The sequence below is a fragment of the Arthrobacter sp. NPDC056886 genome (assembly GCF_042788715.1).
In the GTDB taxonomy this organism is placed as follows: Bacteria; Actinomycetota; Actinomycetes; order Actinomycetales; family Micrococcaceae; genus Arthrobacter.
In genome coordinates this window covers 141,021-158,048 of record NZ_JBHUBT010000006.1, presented here as the reverse complement: position 1 = coordinate 158,048, position 17,028 = coordinate 141,021, and the positions used below count along the sequence as shown (strand labels likewise).

General features: G+C 66.5%; 17 protein-coding genes. 10 read left to right on the top strand and 7 right to left on the bottom strand.

Features of this window, described 5'->3' with window-relative positions; all coding sequences use genetic code 11:
• The first annotated feature begins 106 nt into the window (after positions 1 to 106).
• Positions 107 to 778 carry a DNA alkylation repair protein gene (locus tag ACFRJ8_RS11995; RefSeq protein ID WP_377986380.1) on the top strand — a complete coding sequence of 224 codons (672 nt, stop codon included), beginning with the start codon at positions 107 to 109 and terminating at the stop codon, positions 776 to 778.
• A gap of 49 nt (positions 779 to 827) precedes the next feature.
• Here ACFRJ8_RS11995 and ACFRJ8_RS11990 read toward each other — a convergent pair whose 3' ends face one another.
• The 3 genes from ACFRJ8_RS11990 to ACFRJ8_RS11980 all read right to left on the bottom strand — a co-directional run bounded on the left by ACFRJ8_RS11990 (position 828) and on the right by ACFRJ8_RS11980 (position 5,012).
• The gene (locus ACFRJ8_RS11990) at positions 828 to 1,205 is read right to left on the bottom strand and encodes a hypothetical protein (protein ID WP_377986379.1); all 378 of its coding nucleotides are present in this window, start codon (positions 1,203 to 1,205) and stop codon (positions 828 to 830) included.
• Between the two features lie 369 nt (positions 1,206 to 1,574).
• Positions 1,575 to 3,581, bottom strand: a complete 2,007-nt coding sequence (locus ACFRJ8_RS11985) for a VWA domain-containing protein (RefSeq protein ID WP_377986552.1) — start codon at positions 3,579 to 3,581, stop codon at positions 1,575 to 1,577.
• A 42-nt stretch (positions 3,582 to 3,623) separates the two neighbouring features.
• On the bottom strand, positions 3,624 to 5,012 hold the full coding sequence (locus tag ACFRJ8_RS11980; RefSeq protein ID WP_377986378.1) for a sigma 54-interacting transcriptional regulator: 1,389 nt from the start codon (positions 5,010 to 5,012) through the stop codon (positions 3,624 to 3,626).
• 85 nt (positions 5,013 to 5,097) lie between these two features.
• Between ACFRJ8_RS11980 and ACFRJ8_RS11975 the strand changes: the two genes are divergently transcribed.
• Both ACFRJ8_RS11975 and ACFRJ8_RS11970 read left to right on the top strand, forming a co-directional pair.
• A complete protein-coding gene (locus ACFRJ8_RS11975; RefSeq protein ID WP_377986377.1) occupies positions 5,098 to 5,775 on the top strand; it encodes an MSMEG_4193 family putative phosphomutase in 678 nt (225 codons plus the stop codon).
• Positions 5,776 to 5,788: 13 nt separating this feature from the next.
• Positions 5,789 to 6,490: an SCO1664 family protein gene (locus tag ACFRJ8_RS11970; protein WP_377986376.1), complete on the top strand. Its 702-nt coding sequence runs from the start codon at positions 5,789 to 5,791 to the stop codon at positions 6,488 to 6,490.
• 129 nt (positions 6,491 to 6,619) lie between these two features.
• On the opposite strand, the gene ACFRJ8_RS11965 is transcribed toward ACFRJ8_RS11970, so the two are convergent.
• Positions 6,620 to 7,906 carry an FAD-dependent oxidoreductase gene (locus ACFRJ8_RS11965; RefSeq protein WP_377986375.1) on the bottom strand — a complete coding sequence of 429 codons (1,287 nt, stop codon included), beginning with the start codon at positions 7,904 to 7,906 and terminating at the stop codon, positions 6,620 to 6,622.
• A complete protein-coding gene (locus tag ACFRJ8_RS11960) occupies positions 7,899 to 9,248 on the bottom strand; it encodes an MFS transporter (protein ID WP_377986374.1) in 1,350 nt (449 codons plus the stop codon). The genes ACFRJ8_RS11965 and ACFRJ8_RS11960 overlap by 8 nt, the downstream gene beginning before the upstream one ends.
• A gap of 48 nt (positions 9,249 to 9,296) precedes the next feature.
• Here ACFRJ8_RS11960 and ACFRJ8_RS11955 point away from each other — a divergent pair, with 48 nt between their 5' ends.
• The 5 genes from ACFRJ8_RS11955 (at position 9,297) to ACFRJ8_RS11935 (ending at position 13,899) form a co-directional block, all read left to right on the top strand.
• Positions 9,297 to 10,118 carry an IclR family transcriptional regulator gene (locus ACFRJ8_RS11955; protein ID WP_377986373.1) on the top strand — a complete coding sequence of 274 codons (822 nt, stop codon included), beginning with the start codon at positions 9,297 to 9,299 and terminating at the stop codon, positions 10,116 to 10,118.
• A gap of 119 nt (positions 10,119 to 10,237) precedes the next feature.
• The gene (locus tag ACFRJ8_RS11950) at positions 10,238 to 11,395 is read left to right on the top strand and encodes a cupin domain-containing protein (protein ID WP_377986372.1); all 1,158 of its coding nucleotides are present in this window, start codon (positions 10,238 to 10,240) and stop codon (positions 11,393 to 11,395) included.
• Positions 11,392 to 12,234, top strand: coding sequence for a fumarylacetoacetate hydrolase family protein (locus ACFRJ8_RS11945; protein WP_377986371.1), 843 nt, complete (start codon positions 11,392 to 11,394; stop codon positions 12,232 to 12,234). The genes ACFRJ8_RS11950 and ACFRJ8_RS11945 overlap by 4 nt, the downstream gene beginning before the upstream one ends.
• Entirely contained in the window at positions 12,234 to 12,992 is a 759-nt protein-coding gene (locus ACFRJ8_RS11940; protein WP_377986370.1) for a maleylpyruvate isomerase family mycothiol-dependent enzyme, read from the top strand. The genes ACFRJ8_RS11945 and ACFRJ8_RS11940 overlap by 1 nt, the downstream gene beginning before the upstream one ends.
• A gap of 94 nt (positions 12,993 to 13,086) precedes the next feature.
• Complete coding sequence (locus ACFRJ8_RS11935; protein WP_377986369.1) at positions 13,087 to 13,899, top strand: alpha/beta fold hydrolase; 813 nt, start codon at positions 13,087 to 13,089, stop codon at positions 13,897 to 13,899.
• A gap of 150 nt (positions 13,900 to 14,049) precedes the next feature.
• Here ACFRJ8_RS11935 and ACFRJ8_RS11930 read toward each other — a convergent pair whose 3' ends face one another.
• Positions 14,050 to 14,397: a DUF3846 domain-containing protein gene (locus ACFRJ8_RS11930; protein WP_377986368.1), complete on the bottom strand. Its 348-nt coding sequence runs from the start codon at positions 14,395 to 14,397 to the stop codon at positions 14,050 to 14,052.
• A gap of 199 nt (positions 14,398 to 14,596) precedes the next feature.
• On the opposite strand from ACFRJ8_RS11930, the gene ACFRJ8_RS11925 reads away from it, so the two are divergent.
• On the top strand, positions 14,597 to 14,830 hold the full coding sequence (locus ACFRJ8_RS11925; RefSeq protein WP_377986367.1) for a hypothetical protein: 234 nt from the start codon (positions 14,597 to 14,599) through the stop codon (positions 14,828 to 14,830).
• A 103-nt stretch (positions 14,831 to 14,933) separates the two neighbouring features.
• On the opposite strand, the gene ACFRJ8_RS11920 is transcribed toward ACFRJ8_RS11925, so the two are convergent.
• On the bottom strand, positions 14,934 to 16,034 hold the full coding sequence (locus ACFRJ8_RS11920; RefSeq protein ID WP_377986366.1) for an AAA family ATPase: 1,101 nt from the start codon (positions 16,032 to 16,034) through the stop codon (positions 14,934 to 14,936).
• 127 nt (positions 16,035 to 16,161) lie between these two features.
• On the opposite strand from ACFRJ8_RS11920, the gene ACFRJ8_RS11915 reads away from it, so the two are divergent.
• Positions 16,162 to 16,980, top strand: a complete 819-nt coding sequence (locus ACFRJ8_RS11915; RefSeq protein ID WP_377986365.1) for a CPBP family intramembrane glutamic endopeptidase — start codon at positions 16,162 to 16,164, stop codon at positions 16,978 to 16,980.
• Positions 16,981 to 17,028 lie beyond the last annotated feature (48 nt).

Sequence of the window (17,028 nt, the reverse complement as noted above, 5' to 3'; positions counted from 1 at the left end):
GGCCTCTTTGGTTCTCTGCCGCTTCATGAATGTGCGCCTGCTGATCGCCGGGTTGGCGCGCTTCCCCAGTAGGCTGAACCACACAAGTGATGGACAGGAGGCAGAGATGGCCGAGACGATGGTGGCCGAGGTGATGGCCGAGCTGGCCGGGCTCGAGGACCCGAGGGCACGCGAAGTGAATGAGAAGCACGGTGACGATCACGGTGTGAACCTCGGCAAACTGCGCGCGGTTGCGAAGCGGCTGAAGACGCAGCAGGAACTCTCTCGCCAGCTTTGGGCGACGGATGACACCGCGGCGAGACTGCTGTCGATCCTGATCTGTCGCCCGAAGGCGTTCGAGCGCGACGAGTTGGACGTCATGTTGCGCAAGGCGCGCACCCCCAAGGTGCACGACTGGCTCGTGAACTATGTGGTGAAGAAGAACCCACACTGCGAAGAACTGCGCATGGCCTGGTTCGCGGACCCGGATCCCGTGGTCGCGAGTGCCGGCTGGGCCCTGACCACCGAACGCGTGGCGAAGAATCCCGAGGGCCTCGAGCTCACCGGACTCCTCGATGTCATCGAGGCGGAGATGAAAGACGCCCCGGATCGCCTGCAGTGGGCGATGAACCACTGCCTGGCCCAGATCGGGATCGAACACGCCGAGCACCGCACCCGCGCAATGGACATGGGTGAGCGCCTGGAGGTACTCAAGGACTACCCGACTCCCCCGAACTGCACGTCTCCGTTCGCGCCCACCTGGATCACCGAGATGGTTCGCCGGCAGGAGGGCAAATAGGAGGCTGTGGGCTCAGACTCGTGCCGCTACTCCCCCGGAACCCGGCACCCTATGCGGACCGGCGTTCGTCCACTCCGAGGGCTGTCCGCGATTCATCGAGCAGAGCAGCAAGCTTGCCCTCCAAAGCCACTTCCGTGCCGGAAAACTTCCGGTCACTCAGGTACCGCCCGAGCCTGTCGGAAGCCTTAGCCTTCACGGTCGTGCCGCCGCGGCGCCTTTCGAGCTGAACCGTTAGGCCAACGGGGATGCTCCTGGGTGCCAGGAAGCCCAGAAACCGGAATACGAAGTCCGATCCCGCCCTGACCTCCAGTCCATTCGGGAGATCCTTGACTCTGAACCGCAGCTCTCTGAAGTGGTCGGCCAGGACCTCCCTGGCCCGGGCTGCGCTTAGCGGCGTCGGAAACTCATCATTTCTGCTGTACTTCACCGGTGTCCTTTCCCATCGTCTCGCCCTATTGCGGGCCTGAACCTCCGCCGATTCTGAATCGGCGCAGCCCAAAGTCCCGGCGGCCGCTGCTCGCCGCCTGCAGAGGAGTCAAACCGCTCCCTTCGAGCCACTCACCGCGAAAGTCGCGACTGTCTGGGGGCGGCGGGCTTTCGGCCAATCAGCACGGAGGCCCAGACTTTGAAGTGAGTGATGGCGCTCACTTTACGGCCGGCTTTTGTCCCGTGACTAGGGACATGGCGTGACAGTCTTGCTATTGGCCTTGACATTTCAGTCACGGTTGGCGGTCTCGAAGCGGGGCGCTTGATCGTCGAGATTTGAGCTCTCTGCGTCCGTTCCCTGCGTTGCCGCCTAAAAAGCCCAGTCGGCGTCGTCGTAGGGGCGGCCGCGGAAGTGGGCACGGAGGTACTCCCCCACAACGGCAGCGCCCAGGTCCCCAGCCTCGGGCGCGACCACTCGGCCGTCGATTCGGCGGACCATGCGCTGGACGAACCGTTCGAGCCCTGGGTCATCGCCGAGCCGGAAAAACGTGGCTTGTGCGCCGACACGTCCGAGGCGGTCGAGCTCGGCGACCGTGACACGGATGGTTTCCGTGTCGGGCGGCCAGGCGAACCACGTCTCGCCGTCGGCCAGCAAGTGCGCGGTGGGCTCGCCGTCGGTCACCACGAGGAGGACGGGCTGCATCGACGGGTGCTGGCGGAAGAATCGACCCGCCAGCAGCAAGCCATGGTGCAGGTTCGTTCCCTGTTCCCGCAGGGCCGGCAGGGCCGTGAGCTCACCGATGTCCATGGCCTGGGCGTAGCGGCCGAACGTGATCAGCTGCAGCCGATCCCCGCGGAACCGGGTTGAGACGAGGTGGTGCAGAGCGAGGGCGGTGCGTTTCATTGGCACCCACCGGCCTTCGGCGGCCATCGAGAACGACACATCGACGAGGAGCGCGACGGCGGCCTGGGTGCGCGCCTCGGTCTCCGTCACCTCGATGTCGCCCACACCGAGGCGGACTCCGCGGCTCGGATCACCGCCGTCGGCCATCGTCCGGCGGATCGCGTTTGTCATGGTGCGGGTGACGTCCCACGGCTCGGCGTCGCCGAACTCCCACTGACGGCTCGAGCCGGTCTGCTCGCCGGCAGCCCCAGCGACGCGGGTGTCGCGGCCCCCTTGCCGGCCGGATAGCTGCTTGGCGGTGTCCCGCAACAGCGACCTGCCGAGCCGCCGCATGGCCTGCGGGGACAACTTGAGGTTGTTGTCCGCATCGCGCCGCAGGTAGCCGCCGTCCTGCATGGCCCGCTCGATCTCCCCGAGGGTGCGTGCCGTCACTGCGGCACTCTGCCCGAGTTGGCGGGCGAGGGCATCCAGATCCAGGTCGTCGAGGCGGGACCCGCTATAGGACTGGGAGAGCTGTTCAGCCAGTTCGTCAAGTTCGGCGAGGTCCTGGAGCACGCCGGTGCCGTCGCCTAGCCCGAGTCCTTCCTGGCCTTCGAAGCGTTCGGAGCCCGTCCAGTCCTCGCCGGGGCGCAAGGCCCGCAGGCTGGAGTCGAGTTGATCGAGCTGAGCCACGAGCTCGGGCGAACCGAACGCCTGGGCGGACAGGCGCATCAGCTCATCGCGCTGCTCCTGCGACATGGATTGCAGGAGCCGCTGGGCCGCGGCCGCGCGCTTGGCGAGGGCGTCGACCAGCTCCTCGACGGATTGTGGATTCTCTGGAAAGAAGTGGCCGTGCCGCGACATGAACTCCTGGAAGTCCGCGTCGGTGTCCTCGCCGCGCCGGTGTTTTCCGAGCAGCTCGTTGAGATCACGCAGCATCTCGCTCACTGCCGCGCGGTCCTCGTCGGTGGCGTCCTCGAGCGCCTGTTTCATGCCGGCGAACCTTTGGTCGAGGACCTCACGGCCCAGCAGGTCCTTGATCCGCTCGTAGGCCTCCCGTGCGCTGGTCGACTGCCAGTCGTAGGAGGCGAGTTCGTTGACCGCCGCCGCAGTGGACGAGGGCAGGTTCTGTAGTCGCATCTCCCGGAATGCCCGGTCAGTGTTGTCCATCGTGACGTCGCGGGCGAGCTGTTTGCGCTCCTCCAGCACGGCGGTGTCGAGCAGCTTCTGGACCTCGCTGAGGGTTCCGTCCAGCTTGTGGCGGTTCAGCAGTTCACCCCGGCGTTGTTGAACGCGGCCGGCGAGGGCGTCGAGCCCTTCATGATTGCGGCCGTCGCGCCGCAGGTACTCCTGCAGGGCGTGCCGCGGTGAGTAGCCGGCCATGACGTCGTCGGCGATCGCGTCGAGCGCCTCCGCCAGGTCCACCGGCGGGGCGAGCGGATCGGGTCCTCCCCGATACTGGCCGTACCTGGAGGAGTGGTTGTGGACAACCATCATGCCGCCTATCCCTATCGCTATTTGCAGCCGACGTCGTTCTTAGCCGTAGATCGTTTCCTCGTCGTCGGATTCCTTGGAGATCCGCCGGGCGAGGTAGAGGCCCTCCAATGCGAGTTCGATGGCGGCGGCCCGCTGCCCGTCGTTCTTGGCGGCCAGGCGCCCGCTGATCTCGTCGTAAAGGCGGGATCCGTCAAGAGACGGGAGGTTTTCGAGGAACTCCCGCGCGGTGACGTGTTCTCCTGTGGTTACGGTCCTGTGGCCGTCAAGCGCCGCCACGAGTGGGCCGAGGTCCAGGCCATGGAAGTGCGCCCGCGCCGCTTCGGCAGTAGCCAGACGCAAGAGGTGATCGAGGACGGATTGTTCGCGCCCTTCCTCCCCCGATTCGAACTCAATCTTGCCCGTGAGGACCTCGACGGCGGCCGCCAGGTCGACGATGCGCGCGACTGCCTCGTCCTCGCTGCGCATGCTGGCCCGGCGCAGGGCCGCCGCGGCGACGGTTTCGGCACCCGCGATGGCGAAACGCGCCGAAACCCCGGAGGTCTGGTTGATGGCCGGGGATTGCCGCAGCCCGCGGGTGTAGCGGGCGAGGATCTCGAGGATGACGGGCGGGACGTCGGCCACCAGCCGCCCCTCCTGATGGATGACGGCGAACTCGTCATCCAGCTCTATGGGATAGTGCGTCCGGATCTCGGCGCCGAAGCGGTCCTTCAAGGGCGTGATGATCCTGCCGCGGTTGGTGTAGTCCTCCGGGTTGGCGGACGCGACGACGAGCACGTCCAGCGGCAGCCGCAGCACGTAGCCGCGGATCTGGATATCGCGCTCCTCCATCACGTTGAGCATTGCGACCTGGATCCGCTCGGCGAGGTCGGGCAGTTCGTTGATGGCGATGATCCCGCGGTTGGATCGCGGCACGAGACCGTAGTGGATGGTCTCAGGGTCGCCGAGCCGGCGGCCCTCGGCAACCCGCATGGGGTCGACGTCGCCAATGAGGTCGGCAACGGACGTGTCCGGGGTAGCGAGCTTCTCGACATACCGTTCCGATCGATGGCGCCACGACACACGCAGCCGGTCACCTTCGGTGAGCACATGGGCTCGGGACTGCTCGGTGATCGGTTCGTACGGGTGCTCGTTCAGTTCCGATCCCTCGATGACCGGCGACCACTCGTCGAGCAGCCCTGCCAGGGTGCGCAGAAGCCGCGTCTTGCCCTGTCCCCGCTCGCCGAGCAGGACGACGTCGTGGCCGGCGATCAAAGCGCGCTCGAGCTGGGGCAGGACGGTCCGGCCGAAACCAAACATCCCAGGCCACGGATCACGGCTGGCAGTCAGGGCGGCGAGCAGGTTGCCGCGGACCTCGTGGCGCAAGTCCTTGTAGACATGGCCGGCTGAACGCAATTCTCCAACAGTGAAGATATCGGGACGATCACTCACCCCTCCACGGTAGTCCTCGAGGGTGCGGCGAATCGAGGGAATATCCCAATATTCCTGCACAGGGACTCGTATCGACATACGCTGGATGCTGATGACTGCAGCAACGCCGTCGGCACCCCCGGCGCCACCCCCGGCCCCCCAAGCCACGCTCCTCCTTCTGGTGCGCCACGGGCAGACTCCCACTACGGGGATGGTGCTGCCGGGGCGGGCCCCGGGGCTGCACCTTTCCGACCGGGGCCGGGCCCAGGCTGAACGGGTCGCTGAACGGCTCGCGGTTCTTCCCGTTGATGCCATCTATTCCTCTCCGTTGGAGCGCACCCGCGAGACGGCAGAGCCCACGGCAGCACGCACCGGGCTCAAGGTGCATGAGAACGCCGGCCTCATCGAGTGTGACTTCGGCGAGTGGACGGGAGCCGCGCTCGCCGAAGTGGCAAGCCTGCCGCAGTGGCAGACCGTGCAGCACACCCCGTCGGCCTTCCGCTTCCCGAACGGGGAGAGCTTCCCACAGATGCAGGTTCGGATGGTCGGAACCCTCGAGGCACTGTGCGCCGCTCACGCTGGGGGCGTCGTCGTTTGCTTCTCCCACGCCGACCCGATCAAGGCCGCCGTCGCCCACGCCCTGGGCACCCATCTGGACCATTTCCAGCGGATCCTCATCAGCCCGGGCTCGGTCTCGGTCATCTCTTATGTCGAGGGTCAGGCGCCCGCCGTGCTCATGGTGAACGCGACTCTGGAACCGTTGAGTGGACTGAGGGAGTCGTGACGGGGGACGGACAGTGTCCGGACGGGAACTGACCCTGCTCGTCGAGGGCCGGATCGAACTGCGCGGGCGCATCCCGCGCGGCAGCAACGCGGCGTTCCTCGTCCGCGTCTCGTGCGGGGACGATTCGGCGTACGCGGTCTACAAACCGGAGGCGGGCGAACGGCCGCTGCTGGACTTCGAACCCGGGCTTCAGCGCCGGGAGCGCGCGGCGTACCTGCTCAGCGAGCACCTCGGATGGGGAATCGTGCCGCCGACGGTGATTCGAGAGGACCCGCCCTTGGGGGTCGGCTCACTCCAGTGGTTTATCGAGTGCGACGTCGGCGAGCACTACTTCACCCTGTATACGGACTCACCCGAGACCCACCGCCAGCTGTTGCAGATCGCCCTGTTCGACTGCGTCGCCAACAACACTGACCGCAAGAGCGGTCACGTGCTCCGCGGCCATGACGGAAGGGTGTGGGGCATCGATCATGGACTGTGCTTCTCTGCAGGCTTCAAACTGCGCACGGTGATCTGGGACTTCGCCGGCGTTCCCATCCCCGGGCACCTTCTCGAGGACCTTGCCCCGCTCGCCGGGGACGTGCCGCAAGACGTGGTGGAGCTTCTCGACGATGCGGAGGTCACCGCCCTGCAGCGCCGCGTGCGGCGCCTGCTGCGCAACGGCGTGCTGCCGGTTGACCGAACCGGCATGCGTTACCCGTGGCCGCTGGTATAGGTGTGCGGCCATCAGCGGAATGACGTTCTTTCTGAGGCGCCTGAGACCCCTGATGCGCCGCTGACCGGCGCCGCGGGGAGCCGGTCAGCAGGCGCATGTTGGGCTAGCCGGTGAGGCACCCGTCCTGGGTCAGGCGGAAACCCGTTGCGCCAGGCTGGAGTGGGCCGCGCGAGCTGCCGGGACGCCGTCGCCGGTCTGGCCGTAAAGCCAGTCGTTGTACCGGAAGTCGTTGTCCTTTCGGCTCTTGAAGAGCAGGTTGCGCAGAGTCCGGGCCAGTCCGGAGACGTGCCAGGATTCGCCCCAGATGCGGGCAGTGCGCTGGACCCGTGCCGTGCGGCCGGCGCGGACGTTGTTGAATTCCTTGATCGCGGCGTCCCAGCCTTCCGGGTTGACGCCGTCCGCGGTGAACACGGTGCCGCTGCTGGCGTCCTGCAGCACGGCGGCGTCCTCGAGCGCCTGGCAGGCACCCTGGGCCAGGTACTGCAGCATCGGGTGCGCCGCGTCGCCCATCAGCACCATCCGGCCGGCCACCCAGTTGTCGATCGGATCGCGATCGTACATGGGCCAGCGCATGCTGGTGCCCAGGTTCTTCAGTGCGTCCCGAACGGCCGGGACGCACTCCTGGTACGCCGCCTCAAGCTCGTCCACTCCCCCGTACTGCTCCTCGCCGCGTTCGAACGAGGCGGACTTGAAAACGGCCACGGTGTTCAGCAGCTTGCCCTTGCGCAGCGGGTACTGCACCAGGTGGCAATCCGGTCCGAGGTAGACGATGACGTCCTCGAGGTCAGCCTTGGGCGTGTTTTCGGTGATCGGCACGGTGCCCCGGTAGGCGACGTAGGCCGAGGGCACGGGTTGATCGTTGGCGACCAGCGGACGCAGCGTGGACTTGAGCCCGTCGGCACCGATCACGACGTCGGCCTCGTAGTCCACGCCGGCGGCCGTGTGGGCTACACCCCGGCCGTTCACGGTCTCCACACTCTCGACCATGACGTCGTTGACGAGCTTCACGCCCGCCGCCTCACAGCCCTCGAGCAACACCCGGTGCAGGTCGCTGCGGTGGATCACGACGTAGGGGGCTCCGTAGCGATCCTCGAATTCCCCGCCGAGGCTCTGGCGCGTGAGCTCCTCGCCGGTGACGGCGTCCCGGAACACCAGGTGCTTGGGCTGGACACCGATCTCCAGGGCCTTTTCCAGCAGACCCCAGCGCTTCAGGACGCGGGAGGCATTGGGTGCCATCTGCAGCCCGGCGCCGACCTCGCCGAATTCGGGGGCGCGCTCCACGAGGGTGACGTTGGCGCCGTTTTCCCGCAGCGCGAGGGCTCCGGCCAGTCCGGCCATTCCCCCTCCGATGACGAGGACATCGGTGGACGAGCCGTCGGTGGACAGGAAACTGGTGGATGGGGCGTGGTCAGACATTGCTTGCTCCTGTTGGTGAGGATGGGGGTGAGGATTTGGACTTGAGTTTGAGGCCGACGGCGGCCAGCAGGACCGCGGCGACGGCGGCAGCACCGGCGAAGGCGAGGAAATTGGAATTGACGCCCAGCCCGGCGGCCAGCAGGAGGCCGCCGATCTGGGGTGCGGCGACGGCGCCGATGCGGCCCGTCCCGAGCGCCCAGCCCAGCGCGGTTCCGCGCAGGTGCCCGGGATAGTGGCTCGCGACGGCCGCGATGATCAGGCACTGCGTGCCGTGGGTGCCGACGCCGGCGAGGACCAGCATGAGATAGACGACGGCGACCGGCGGTCCCGTCACCAGGACTAGGAGCCCGGCTGCGGCGACGGCTGCCGCGGCGATCGCCGTCGGGATCGGACCGAAGCGGGTTCCGGCCCAGGCCGTGATCACCGAGCCAGCTACCGCACCCAGGTTGAGGGCCAGGGCGAAGGTCAGTGCGGACCCCAGGTTGTAGCCGGCCAACTGCATGAGGTTGGGCAGCCAGGTGCCCAGCCCATACCAGGCGAACAGGGTGGCGATCGTCGCCAGGGCGAACAGCAGGCTGATTCCCAGATACGGGGCCCGGAGTAGCGACTTGAAGCCGATCGGCTCCCCGGGGTTTCGCCCGCTGCGGGCTGCTTTGCCTGTTGCGCTGCCTGTTGCGCTCACGGGAGCCAGCGTCTCCGGAAGGTATTTCAGTCCGAGCGGCACCACGACCATCAGTGCCAGCACGGCCACGAGGAACATGGACTCCCAGCCGAAGGCGGGGATCAGTTGGATGCCGACCAGGGCGGCGATGGACCCGCCGATCGGGACGCCGGACATCATCAGCGTGGCGACGGTGGACCGCCATTTGGTGGGGACCAGTTCGGCAACGAGGGCGTTGGCCGAGGGCACCAAACCGCCGAGTCCAATGCCCGCGAGGAGCCGCAGTCCCCCGAAAGCGGCCGCGTTCGGGGCGAAGGCGCAGAGGATGGTGAAAATCGAGAAGACGATGGCACAGCCGAGGATGGTGCGGCGGCGCCCCCAAGAGTCGGCCATCCGGCCGGCGAAGATCGCCCCGATCATCATGCCGACGAAAGCCATGGAACCGATGGTCCCGGCGGTGGCCTTGCTCAGGCCCCAGCCGGTCCCGGAGATTAGCGAGGACTGGACGGTGCCGTAGACGATCAGGTCGTAGCCGTCGAAGACTACCAACAACCAGCAGACGAGGACGGCCGCCGCCGAGCCCTTGGAGAACCGCGAGGCAGGCCCGTCAGCGGTGGTGGGGGCGGGGGCCCCCGGCGATAACCGTTGCGGCACTGCAACAGCGGAAGGTGTGTGATTCATGCCACTACTGTCGTGGCCGCCGCAGGTGAACGCCAATACAATTCTGATGTGCAGAACAATCCAACAGCCCGATCAGCCCGCAAGCCCGTGCAGAAACGGCCCACGTATTCAATCGAGGCGGTCGACAACGCGCTGCAGCTCCTCCAGCTGCTCCGCGACGGCGGGGCGCTCCGTCTCAAGGACGCCGCCGAGGAGCTGGGCGTGGCACCGTCCACCGCCCACCGCCTTTTGGCGATGCTGGTTTACCGGGGATTCGCCGTGCAGGATGAAACCCGCCGCTATGTCCCCGGGCCGGCCATGGGGGTCGGGCCGGCCGGACTGAGCTGGACCCGGCTGCTCCGCTCACTCGCCCAGCCGCACATGGAGCTGCTCTCGGCCCAACTCAACGAGACGGTCAACCTGATGGTCCGGGTGGGCACGAAAGTGCGCTTCCTGGCGACGGTGGAGGGCAGCAATGTGCTGCGGGTTGGTGACCGGCAAGGGACGGTGATGCCCGCCAACAAGACCTCCGGAGGCAAGGCCATGCTCGCGGAACTGGAACCGCCGATGATCGACCAGCTCTTCCGCAGCAACAACGCCGAGATCGGCGGGGACACCATCCCGGACAACGATTACCCGGCCTTCCTGCGCGAGCTTGAGTCGATCCGCGGCAACGGCTTCGCGGCCAATTTCGAAGGCACCGAGGAGGGCGTGAGCGCGCTCGGGATGGCTCTGCATAACCGGCGCGGGCAGGTGGTCGGGGCGCTCAGCGTCGCCACTCCCGCGACCCGCTTCCGCCGGGTGTTCGACGCCGGACTCGTCCCCGCCCTGCGGGAAACCTGCCGGCAGCTGGAGATCGACATCGCGGCAAACCCGGCCGATCCTGACTGAGGGCCCTGGCGGCCAGACCCCTGGAATTCTGACCAGCAGAATATGTTGGGGGTCACATGCCGGCATCCGTAGAGTCGAACCACACCAAAGAACTGTTCTGACCTACCGAGGAGGCCCACGTGTCCATCAGCGCCGAGAACACGACGCACGAATCAGTGGCCGCGGGGCACGCTGCTCCGGAGCCGACGCCTGCTGAGGCTGCCCAGCTCAAAGAGCTGTACCGGGATTTTGACCGGGAGAACCTGATCCCGCTGTGGACCGAGATCGCGGACCTCATGCCGATGGTCCCGACGCCCAAGGCGGTCCCCCACGTCTGGCGGTGGAGCGACCTGTACCCGCTGGCCGCCCGCGCCGGGGATCTGGTCCCGGTAGGTCGCGGCGGCGAACGCCGGGCCATTGCCCTGGCCAACCCGGGCCTGCCCGGTACGCCGTACGCCACCCCCACGCTGTGGGCAGCCATCCAGTACCTCGGAGCCCGGGAGACCGCGCCCGAACACCGGCACTCGCAGAACGCGTTCCGCTTCGTCGTCGAGGGAGAAGGCGTCTGGACAGTGGTGAACGGGGACCCCGTGCGGATGTCCCGCGGCGACTTCCTGCTGACCCCGGGCTGGAACTTCCACGGCCACCACAACGACACCGATCAGCCCATGGCCTGGATCGACGGCCTGGACATCCCGTTCGCGCACTACGCCGACGCCGGCTTCTTTGAGTTCGGTACCGAGCGTGTCACCGACGAGGCCACCCCGGACATCTCCCGGTCCGAGCGGCTCTGGGCTCACCCGGGCCTGCGCCCGCTCTCCGGCCTGGACGACACCACCAGCTCCCCCATCGCGGCCTACCGCTGGGAACACACGGACCGCGCCCTGGCCGAGCAGTTGTTGCTGGAGGACGAGGGCCACCCGGCCACCGTGTCCCAGGGCCACGCCGCCGTCCGCTACACCAACCCCACCACGGGCGGGGATGTGATGCCGACCATCCGGGCCGAATTCCATCGCCTCCGCGCCGGCGCCGCCACCGAGGGCCTCCGCGAGGTCGGCTCCAGCGTCTGGCAGGTCTTCGAAGGGTCCGGCTCCGTGGTCCTGAACGGCGAAACCAGGATCCTGGCGAAGGGCGACCTCTTCGTCGTCCCGTCCTGGCAGGAATGGTCGCTGCAGGCGGACCTGCAGGCCGAAGCTGGCTCTCAAACTTCGTTTGACCTCTTCCGTTTCAGCGACGCCCCCATTTTCGAACGACTGAACTTCAACCGCACCTACATCGAAGGACGCAAGAACGCATGAGACTCCTCACCCTCCGCACCGGAAACGGCACCGGCACTGCAAATGGCACTGTGGCCGTCCGCCAGGACGGCGACACCCTGACCGAGATCGACGGCTTTGCCGACGTCGGCGAGCTGCTCCGCTCAAGTGACTGGGAGGCCACCGCGAAGGCAGCGAACGGCGCCACGCACCCGGCCGAAGGCGCGGACCTCGACGCCGTCGTCCCCTCCCCCGGCAAGATCATTTGCGTGGGCCACAACTACCGTAACCACATCAAGGAAATGGGCCGGGAAGTCCCCGAATTCCCCACCCTGTTCGCGAAGTATCAGGAGTCCCTGATCGGCCCGAACGATGACCTGGCCCTGCCGCAGGAATCCGACGCCGTGGACTGGGAAGCCGAACTCGCCGTCGTGATCGGCAAAAAGGGCCGCCGGATCAGCGAAGCCGACGCCGCAGACCACATTGCCGGCTACGCCGTGCTGAACGATGTCAGCATGCGCGACTACCAGTTCCGCACCATCCAGTGGCTGCAGGGCAAGACCTGGGAAAAGTCCACCCCGTTCGGGCCGGCCCTGGTCACCAAGGACGAATTCACGGCCGGGCCCCTGATGACCTCGGCGGTCGACGGCGAAATCCAGCAGCAGACCCCCACCGGCGACCTCGTCTTCACCCCCGAGTACTTGGTCTCCTACATCTCCACCATCATCACGCTGAACCCGGGCGATGTGATCGCCACCGGCACCCCCGGAGGCGTGGGCCACGCCCAGGACCCCAAGCGCTACCTGCAGGAGGGCCAGATCCTGGTCACCACCATCGAGGGACTGGGCCAGCTGAAGAACCGCGTGGTCAAGGAAGCCTGATGGTTGCACGCCAGGACCAGACCACGGACCCGGAACTGCTTGCGGCACTGCTGCAGGTTCGGCGCGGCACGGCGTTCTTCGCCCGCAAGCTCAACGAGCTGTCCGACGCGGAGCTCGACGGCGCGTCGCTGCTGCCGGGCTGGACCCGCCGCCACATCACCGCGCACATCGGCTACAACGCCCGGGCCATCGCGCGGCTGGTCGAGTGGGCGGCCACCGGCGTGGAAACCCCGATGTATGCCTCCACCGCGGTCCGGGACCACGAGATCGACTTCGGCGCCACGCTTAGCCCGATCGCGCTGCGGCACCTCTTTGACCACTCCGCCGTGCACCTGAACGTCGAATGGCGGGACCTGCCAGAGGACGCCTGGCACCACAAAGTCCGGACCATCCAGGGCCGGGAAGTGCCTGCCACCGAAACGGTCTGGATGCGCACCCGGGAAGTCTGGATGCACACCGTGGACCTGGCCAACGGCGCCAGCTTCGCCGACATCCCGGCATCCGTGCTCGAGCGGCTCCTCACGGACATCACCGGCGCCTGGAAGGCCCGCGGCACCGACGCCGGCCTGGTGGTCGAGGTAACGGACCGCGGCCTCACTTTCGGTGACACGACGTCGGACGCCGCCACGGTGGTCTCCGGACAATTGGCCGCAGTCGTGGAATGGGCCGCCGGCCGCGGCAGCAGCGGCGTGACAGCCGCAGGGCCCGGCGTTGCAGCCACTAGCGGTGAGGTTCCGGCCGCGCCTAAGTGGATCTGAGCCCGTCAATGCGCTGATGCCGCCGGTGCAGTCGGACGAAACCGCACACCAACAACCGCCGCCACGAAGTCGCGGCGCGATCTACACTGTCTGGATGGAGGCGACGGTCAGCGGAGTGCCTGTGCATTATGCCGAACACGGCAGCGGCACGCCGGTGCTAGCCCTGCACGGCGCCGGTGTGGATCATCGCGAGGTCGCCGGCGCCCTTGAGCCGATATTTCGTGACGTTCCCGGCTTTCGGCGGCTGTACCCGGACCTGCCGGGGATGGGCCGAACGCCGGCGCCCGAGACGATTAACAGCAACGATGACGTCCTGGAACTTCTGCTCGGCCTGATCGACAACACCATTGGCGATGAACCGTTTCTTGTCATGGGGCAGTCGTACGGCGGGTACTTAGCCCGCGCGGTTGCGAACCAGAGACCCCGGCAGGTGGTCGGGCTGGCGCTAATCTGCCCGGTTGGCGCGCACACCCGCAACGTGCCCGCACACGAGATTCTCGTTTCGTCGGCCGAGCTGACCGGCAAACTTAGCCCGGAGATCGAGGCCTCCTACCGCAGCTACTTCGTCGTGCAGACAGCTGAAACGCTGCGCCGGTTCCAGGAGTTTGTGGCGCCCGCAGAGTCACTCGTTGACGAGCCGGGCCTGATGCGGATCTTTTCGAAGTGGGAGCTACGGGATCGCCCGGAGGCTGCGGCTACCTATTCCCATCCTGTGTTAATTCTTGCAGGGCGCCAGGATGCCACGGCCGGGTACACGGACCCGTGGGAGCTGGTGGAGCACTACCCGCGCGCTACCTTTGCTGTACTCGATCGCGCCGGCCACGCGCTGTTGCACGAGCAACCCATCCTCACGCAGGCCCTGGTGGTTGAGTGGCTCGCGCGCGTCCGCGAGCACTCGGGGCCATGAACGGTCGGCTGGCTGCAACACCGCCCCTCGGTTCAGGACAGCAAACGATGGTGACGTGAGTTGCCGAGCTCGCGGAGTCGACGCCTAGGTCGCCCGGGGCTGGCGCATCCGTCGGCGGCGGACATTGGGACCGGGCTGGGGTCTGCCCCGCTAGGCCGCCAGGTTTGCGTCGCACAGCTGTTCTGCACGCCCGACCATGTGCCGGGGAACGTCCGAGTCCCGGCCGTGATCGCCCCGGCCGAGGAAGACCGCCGTACCTCGCGCCACGTCGGCAAGGTCCAGACCGCAGTCATGCATCAGTTGGACGGCACGTAGGTTGGGCGGAAGGTCAGCAATCACGCCCTCGGCGTTCAGGTAGACATGCCAGTCACCACGGGTGACGGACTCAATGTCACCGCCGACCAGGCCCTGCAGGGTTCGCAGGTCAGGTGTGAGGTTTTCGACCCGGACGGGTTCGCTGAAACGTGCCGGAACTATCAGTGCTGTACATGTGCTCATCATTTTTGATCACCATGTATAACAACGGTGTAGTTCCTGGTGTTCCGCATCGGTTCCGCATGAGCCCCGGCTGAAGAGAAATGCGGTAAGAAATGCGTTTCACTTAAGGGAGATGCGTCAGCCATGGCGTCCCGTCCGTTCAACCAGTGTCAAAAGTGGACCCGTCAGGCTCTCGTCGAGGAACTCCGGGGGGCTCTAGGTGAAGGCGAACGATAGACTCCCGCCAAAAGCGCGGCGGCTGGTGAAGTGGGCGTCGATCGGATTCCTCGGGGCCGTGGTCCTGGACTTTGCCCTGATGACATTTCTCGACTTCTGGACGGCGTTCTACATTGCCCTCGGCCTGTACCTGGCGTTTGTCGGTCCATTAGACGCGGCCGCGCAAAAGGAACGAATCAAGATGCTGCACAACCGGAACCGCGGGCTGGACAGGTGAAGCCGGCCCGCGCTCCACTGCTCCCAGGCCTGCGCGACGAAGGCGACCTCGCCACCACTTCGCGCGCATTGTTCGCGGACTGGCAGGGACGGCACGGCGCCGACTAATTGCGGTTCGGGTGCGCGGTGAGGTATTCGCGGAGGCCCGGGATGGCATAGCTCACGCGTCCGTGCCCCGATGCTTCGATGAGTCCGGCGTCGATGAGGCGGGTCCGGTAGTTGCCGACGGCGTTCGGCCGCAGGCCGGTGCGGTTGCCGATATCCAGCGTTGCCGAAGGGCCAGAGTCTTCCGCCATGGCCTGGAGGAAGTCGCGGTCTCTGGCGGAGGTGGTGGACAGCGCAGCCTCGACGACCATGCGTTCGTTGCGCCGCCGGGCAGCGGTCACTGCGCGGTGGGCCGCGGCGGCGTCGAGACTGTAGCCCGCTCTTTCGGCCTCCTGCCAGAGGTGATAGCCGACGAGCTGGATGAGGAAGGGGTAGCCTCCGGTTGCTTCGGCAGCAGCCTTGGCCAGGTGCGGGGACAGCCCTATGCCTGCGCCGGCGAAGGTTTCGGAGAAGGAGCGTTCGACTTCGGCGATGGATGCGGCGTGGAGATCGATGCGGTCTGCCCGTCGAAGGAAGGTGGCCACGCCTTCGTTGAGCAGATCAGATACGGCGGCGGGAAGGCCGGCAAAGACGAGTCCGATGGGGAGGCCTTCGCGGATGAAGTGCTGAACGTCGGCGGCGAGGCGTGAGAGGTCGGGCCTGTCGGCGGCGTGGATCTCGTCGACCGTGATGATCAGCCCCGTGCCCTCAGCGGCCAGGAGCCGCAGGAGGGTCACTCCACGGGCACGCCAGTCGACCTGTTCTTCAGGACCGAGCTGGGTGGTGACAGAGAACCCTGCCAACGACACTGCCGTGATTCGCCGCCCAGTGGGCCCGTCTCCAAGATCGTCCGTCAGCCGGCGCATGGATTCCCCGATTCGCCCGACAAAGCCGGTGGTGGCCGTTTCGGAGATGACCGCCCAGCCGCTGCGGAGCGCCAGATCTTCTGCAGCACCGAGCATCACGGTCTTGCCAATGCCCCGGGCCCCGGTGAAGATGGTCAGCAGGCCGGGTGCTCCTGACCCGATGCGCAGTCCATAGGCGAATTCGTCCAGGACTCCCCCGCGGCCGATAAGGTCTGGTGGTGTTGCTCCCGCTGTGGGTCGAAAAGGGTTCTCCACACCAGCTCCTGTGAATCTTTGTGTATCTTGTGAATCTTGTGAATTTCCATCTTAGCTCCGCCCGTGCCCCAAAGCTGACTGCCTCTAAACCGTTTCGCGCCAGGGAGGGCACTGGCATGCTTGTGGGGTGACATCGGTCTCGACGGACAGCCAACGTACCGCGCTCAGTTGGAAGCTGCTGCCAGCGGTGCTGGTCTCGCTGTCCGGAGTGGCGCTGTTCTGCGTCGGGAATGACCCGCTTGGCTACGGCGGGCTTGCCATCGGCCTGGCCACAGCGGCTTTCATCGACCGCGAGTTGACGCGGCACCTCGCGCTGATCGCGGCGGGCATGGTCATCATCAGCATGGTGGCTCTGAACGCTGACCTGAGTATCCAACACATGATCCTCATGGGCAGTGCCCTCGCCCTGGCCGTGCTGGTTCCGTGGCTGGTGTCTCGGTTCGTCTACCGCGAGAGGATCATCAAATTTCCGGTGAACACCGGCCGTAGATGGCCGTTGATCGCGAGGTTGTACCTGATCGGCGTGGTCCTGCTCGGATACTTCATCCTGCCCGCCTACCTGATCAGCACCGGCGTGTACCAAAACTGGCCGGACCCATCTGACCCAACGACCTTCTGGCGGCTCTTTCTCGGAGTGAACGCCGTTGGAATCTGGGACGAGCTGTTCTTCATCTGCACCGCCTTCGCACTGCTGCGACGGCATTTTCCAGACTGGCTGGCCAACATCCTTCAAGCCGTGATCTTTTCATCCTTTCTTTGGGAGATCGGCTACCAGGCGTGGGGTCCACTTCTGACGTTTCCGTTCGCGTTGCTGCAGGGCTACACCTTCAAGCTGACGAAGTCCCTCACCTACGTTGTGACCGTGCACCTGACGTTCGACTTCGTGCTGTTCCTCGCGCTGGTGCACGCCCACAACCGCGACTGGCTGCCGATCTTCCTGTACTGAGTCCGCGGTCGCCGGGAAGGCCGGCGACCGCGGCTTCACCCCCGGGCC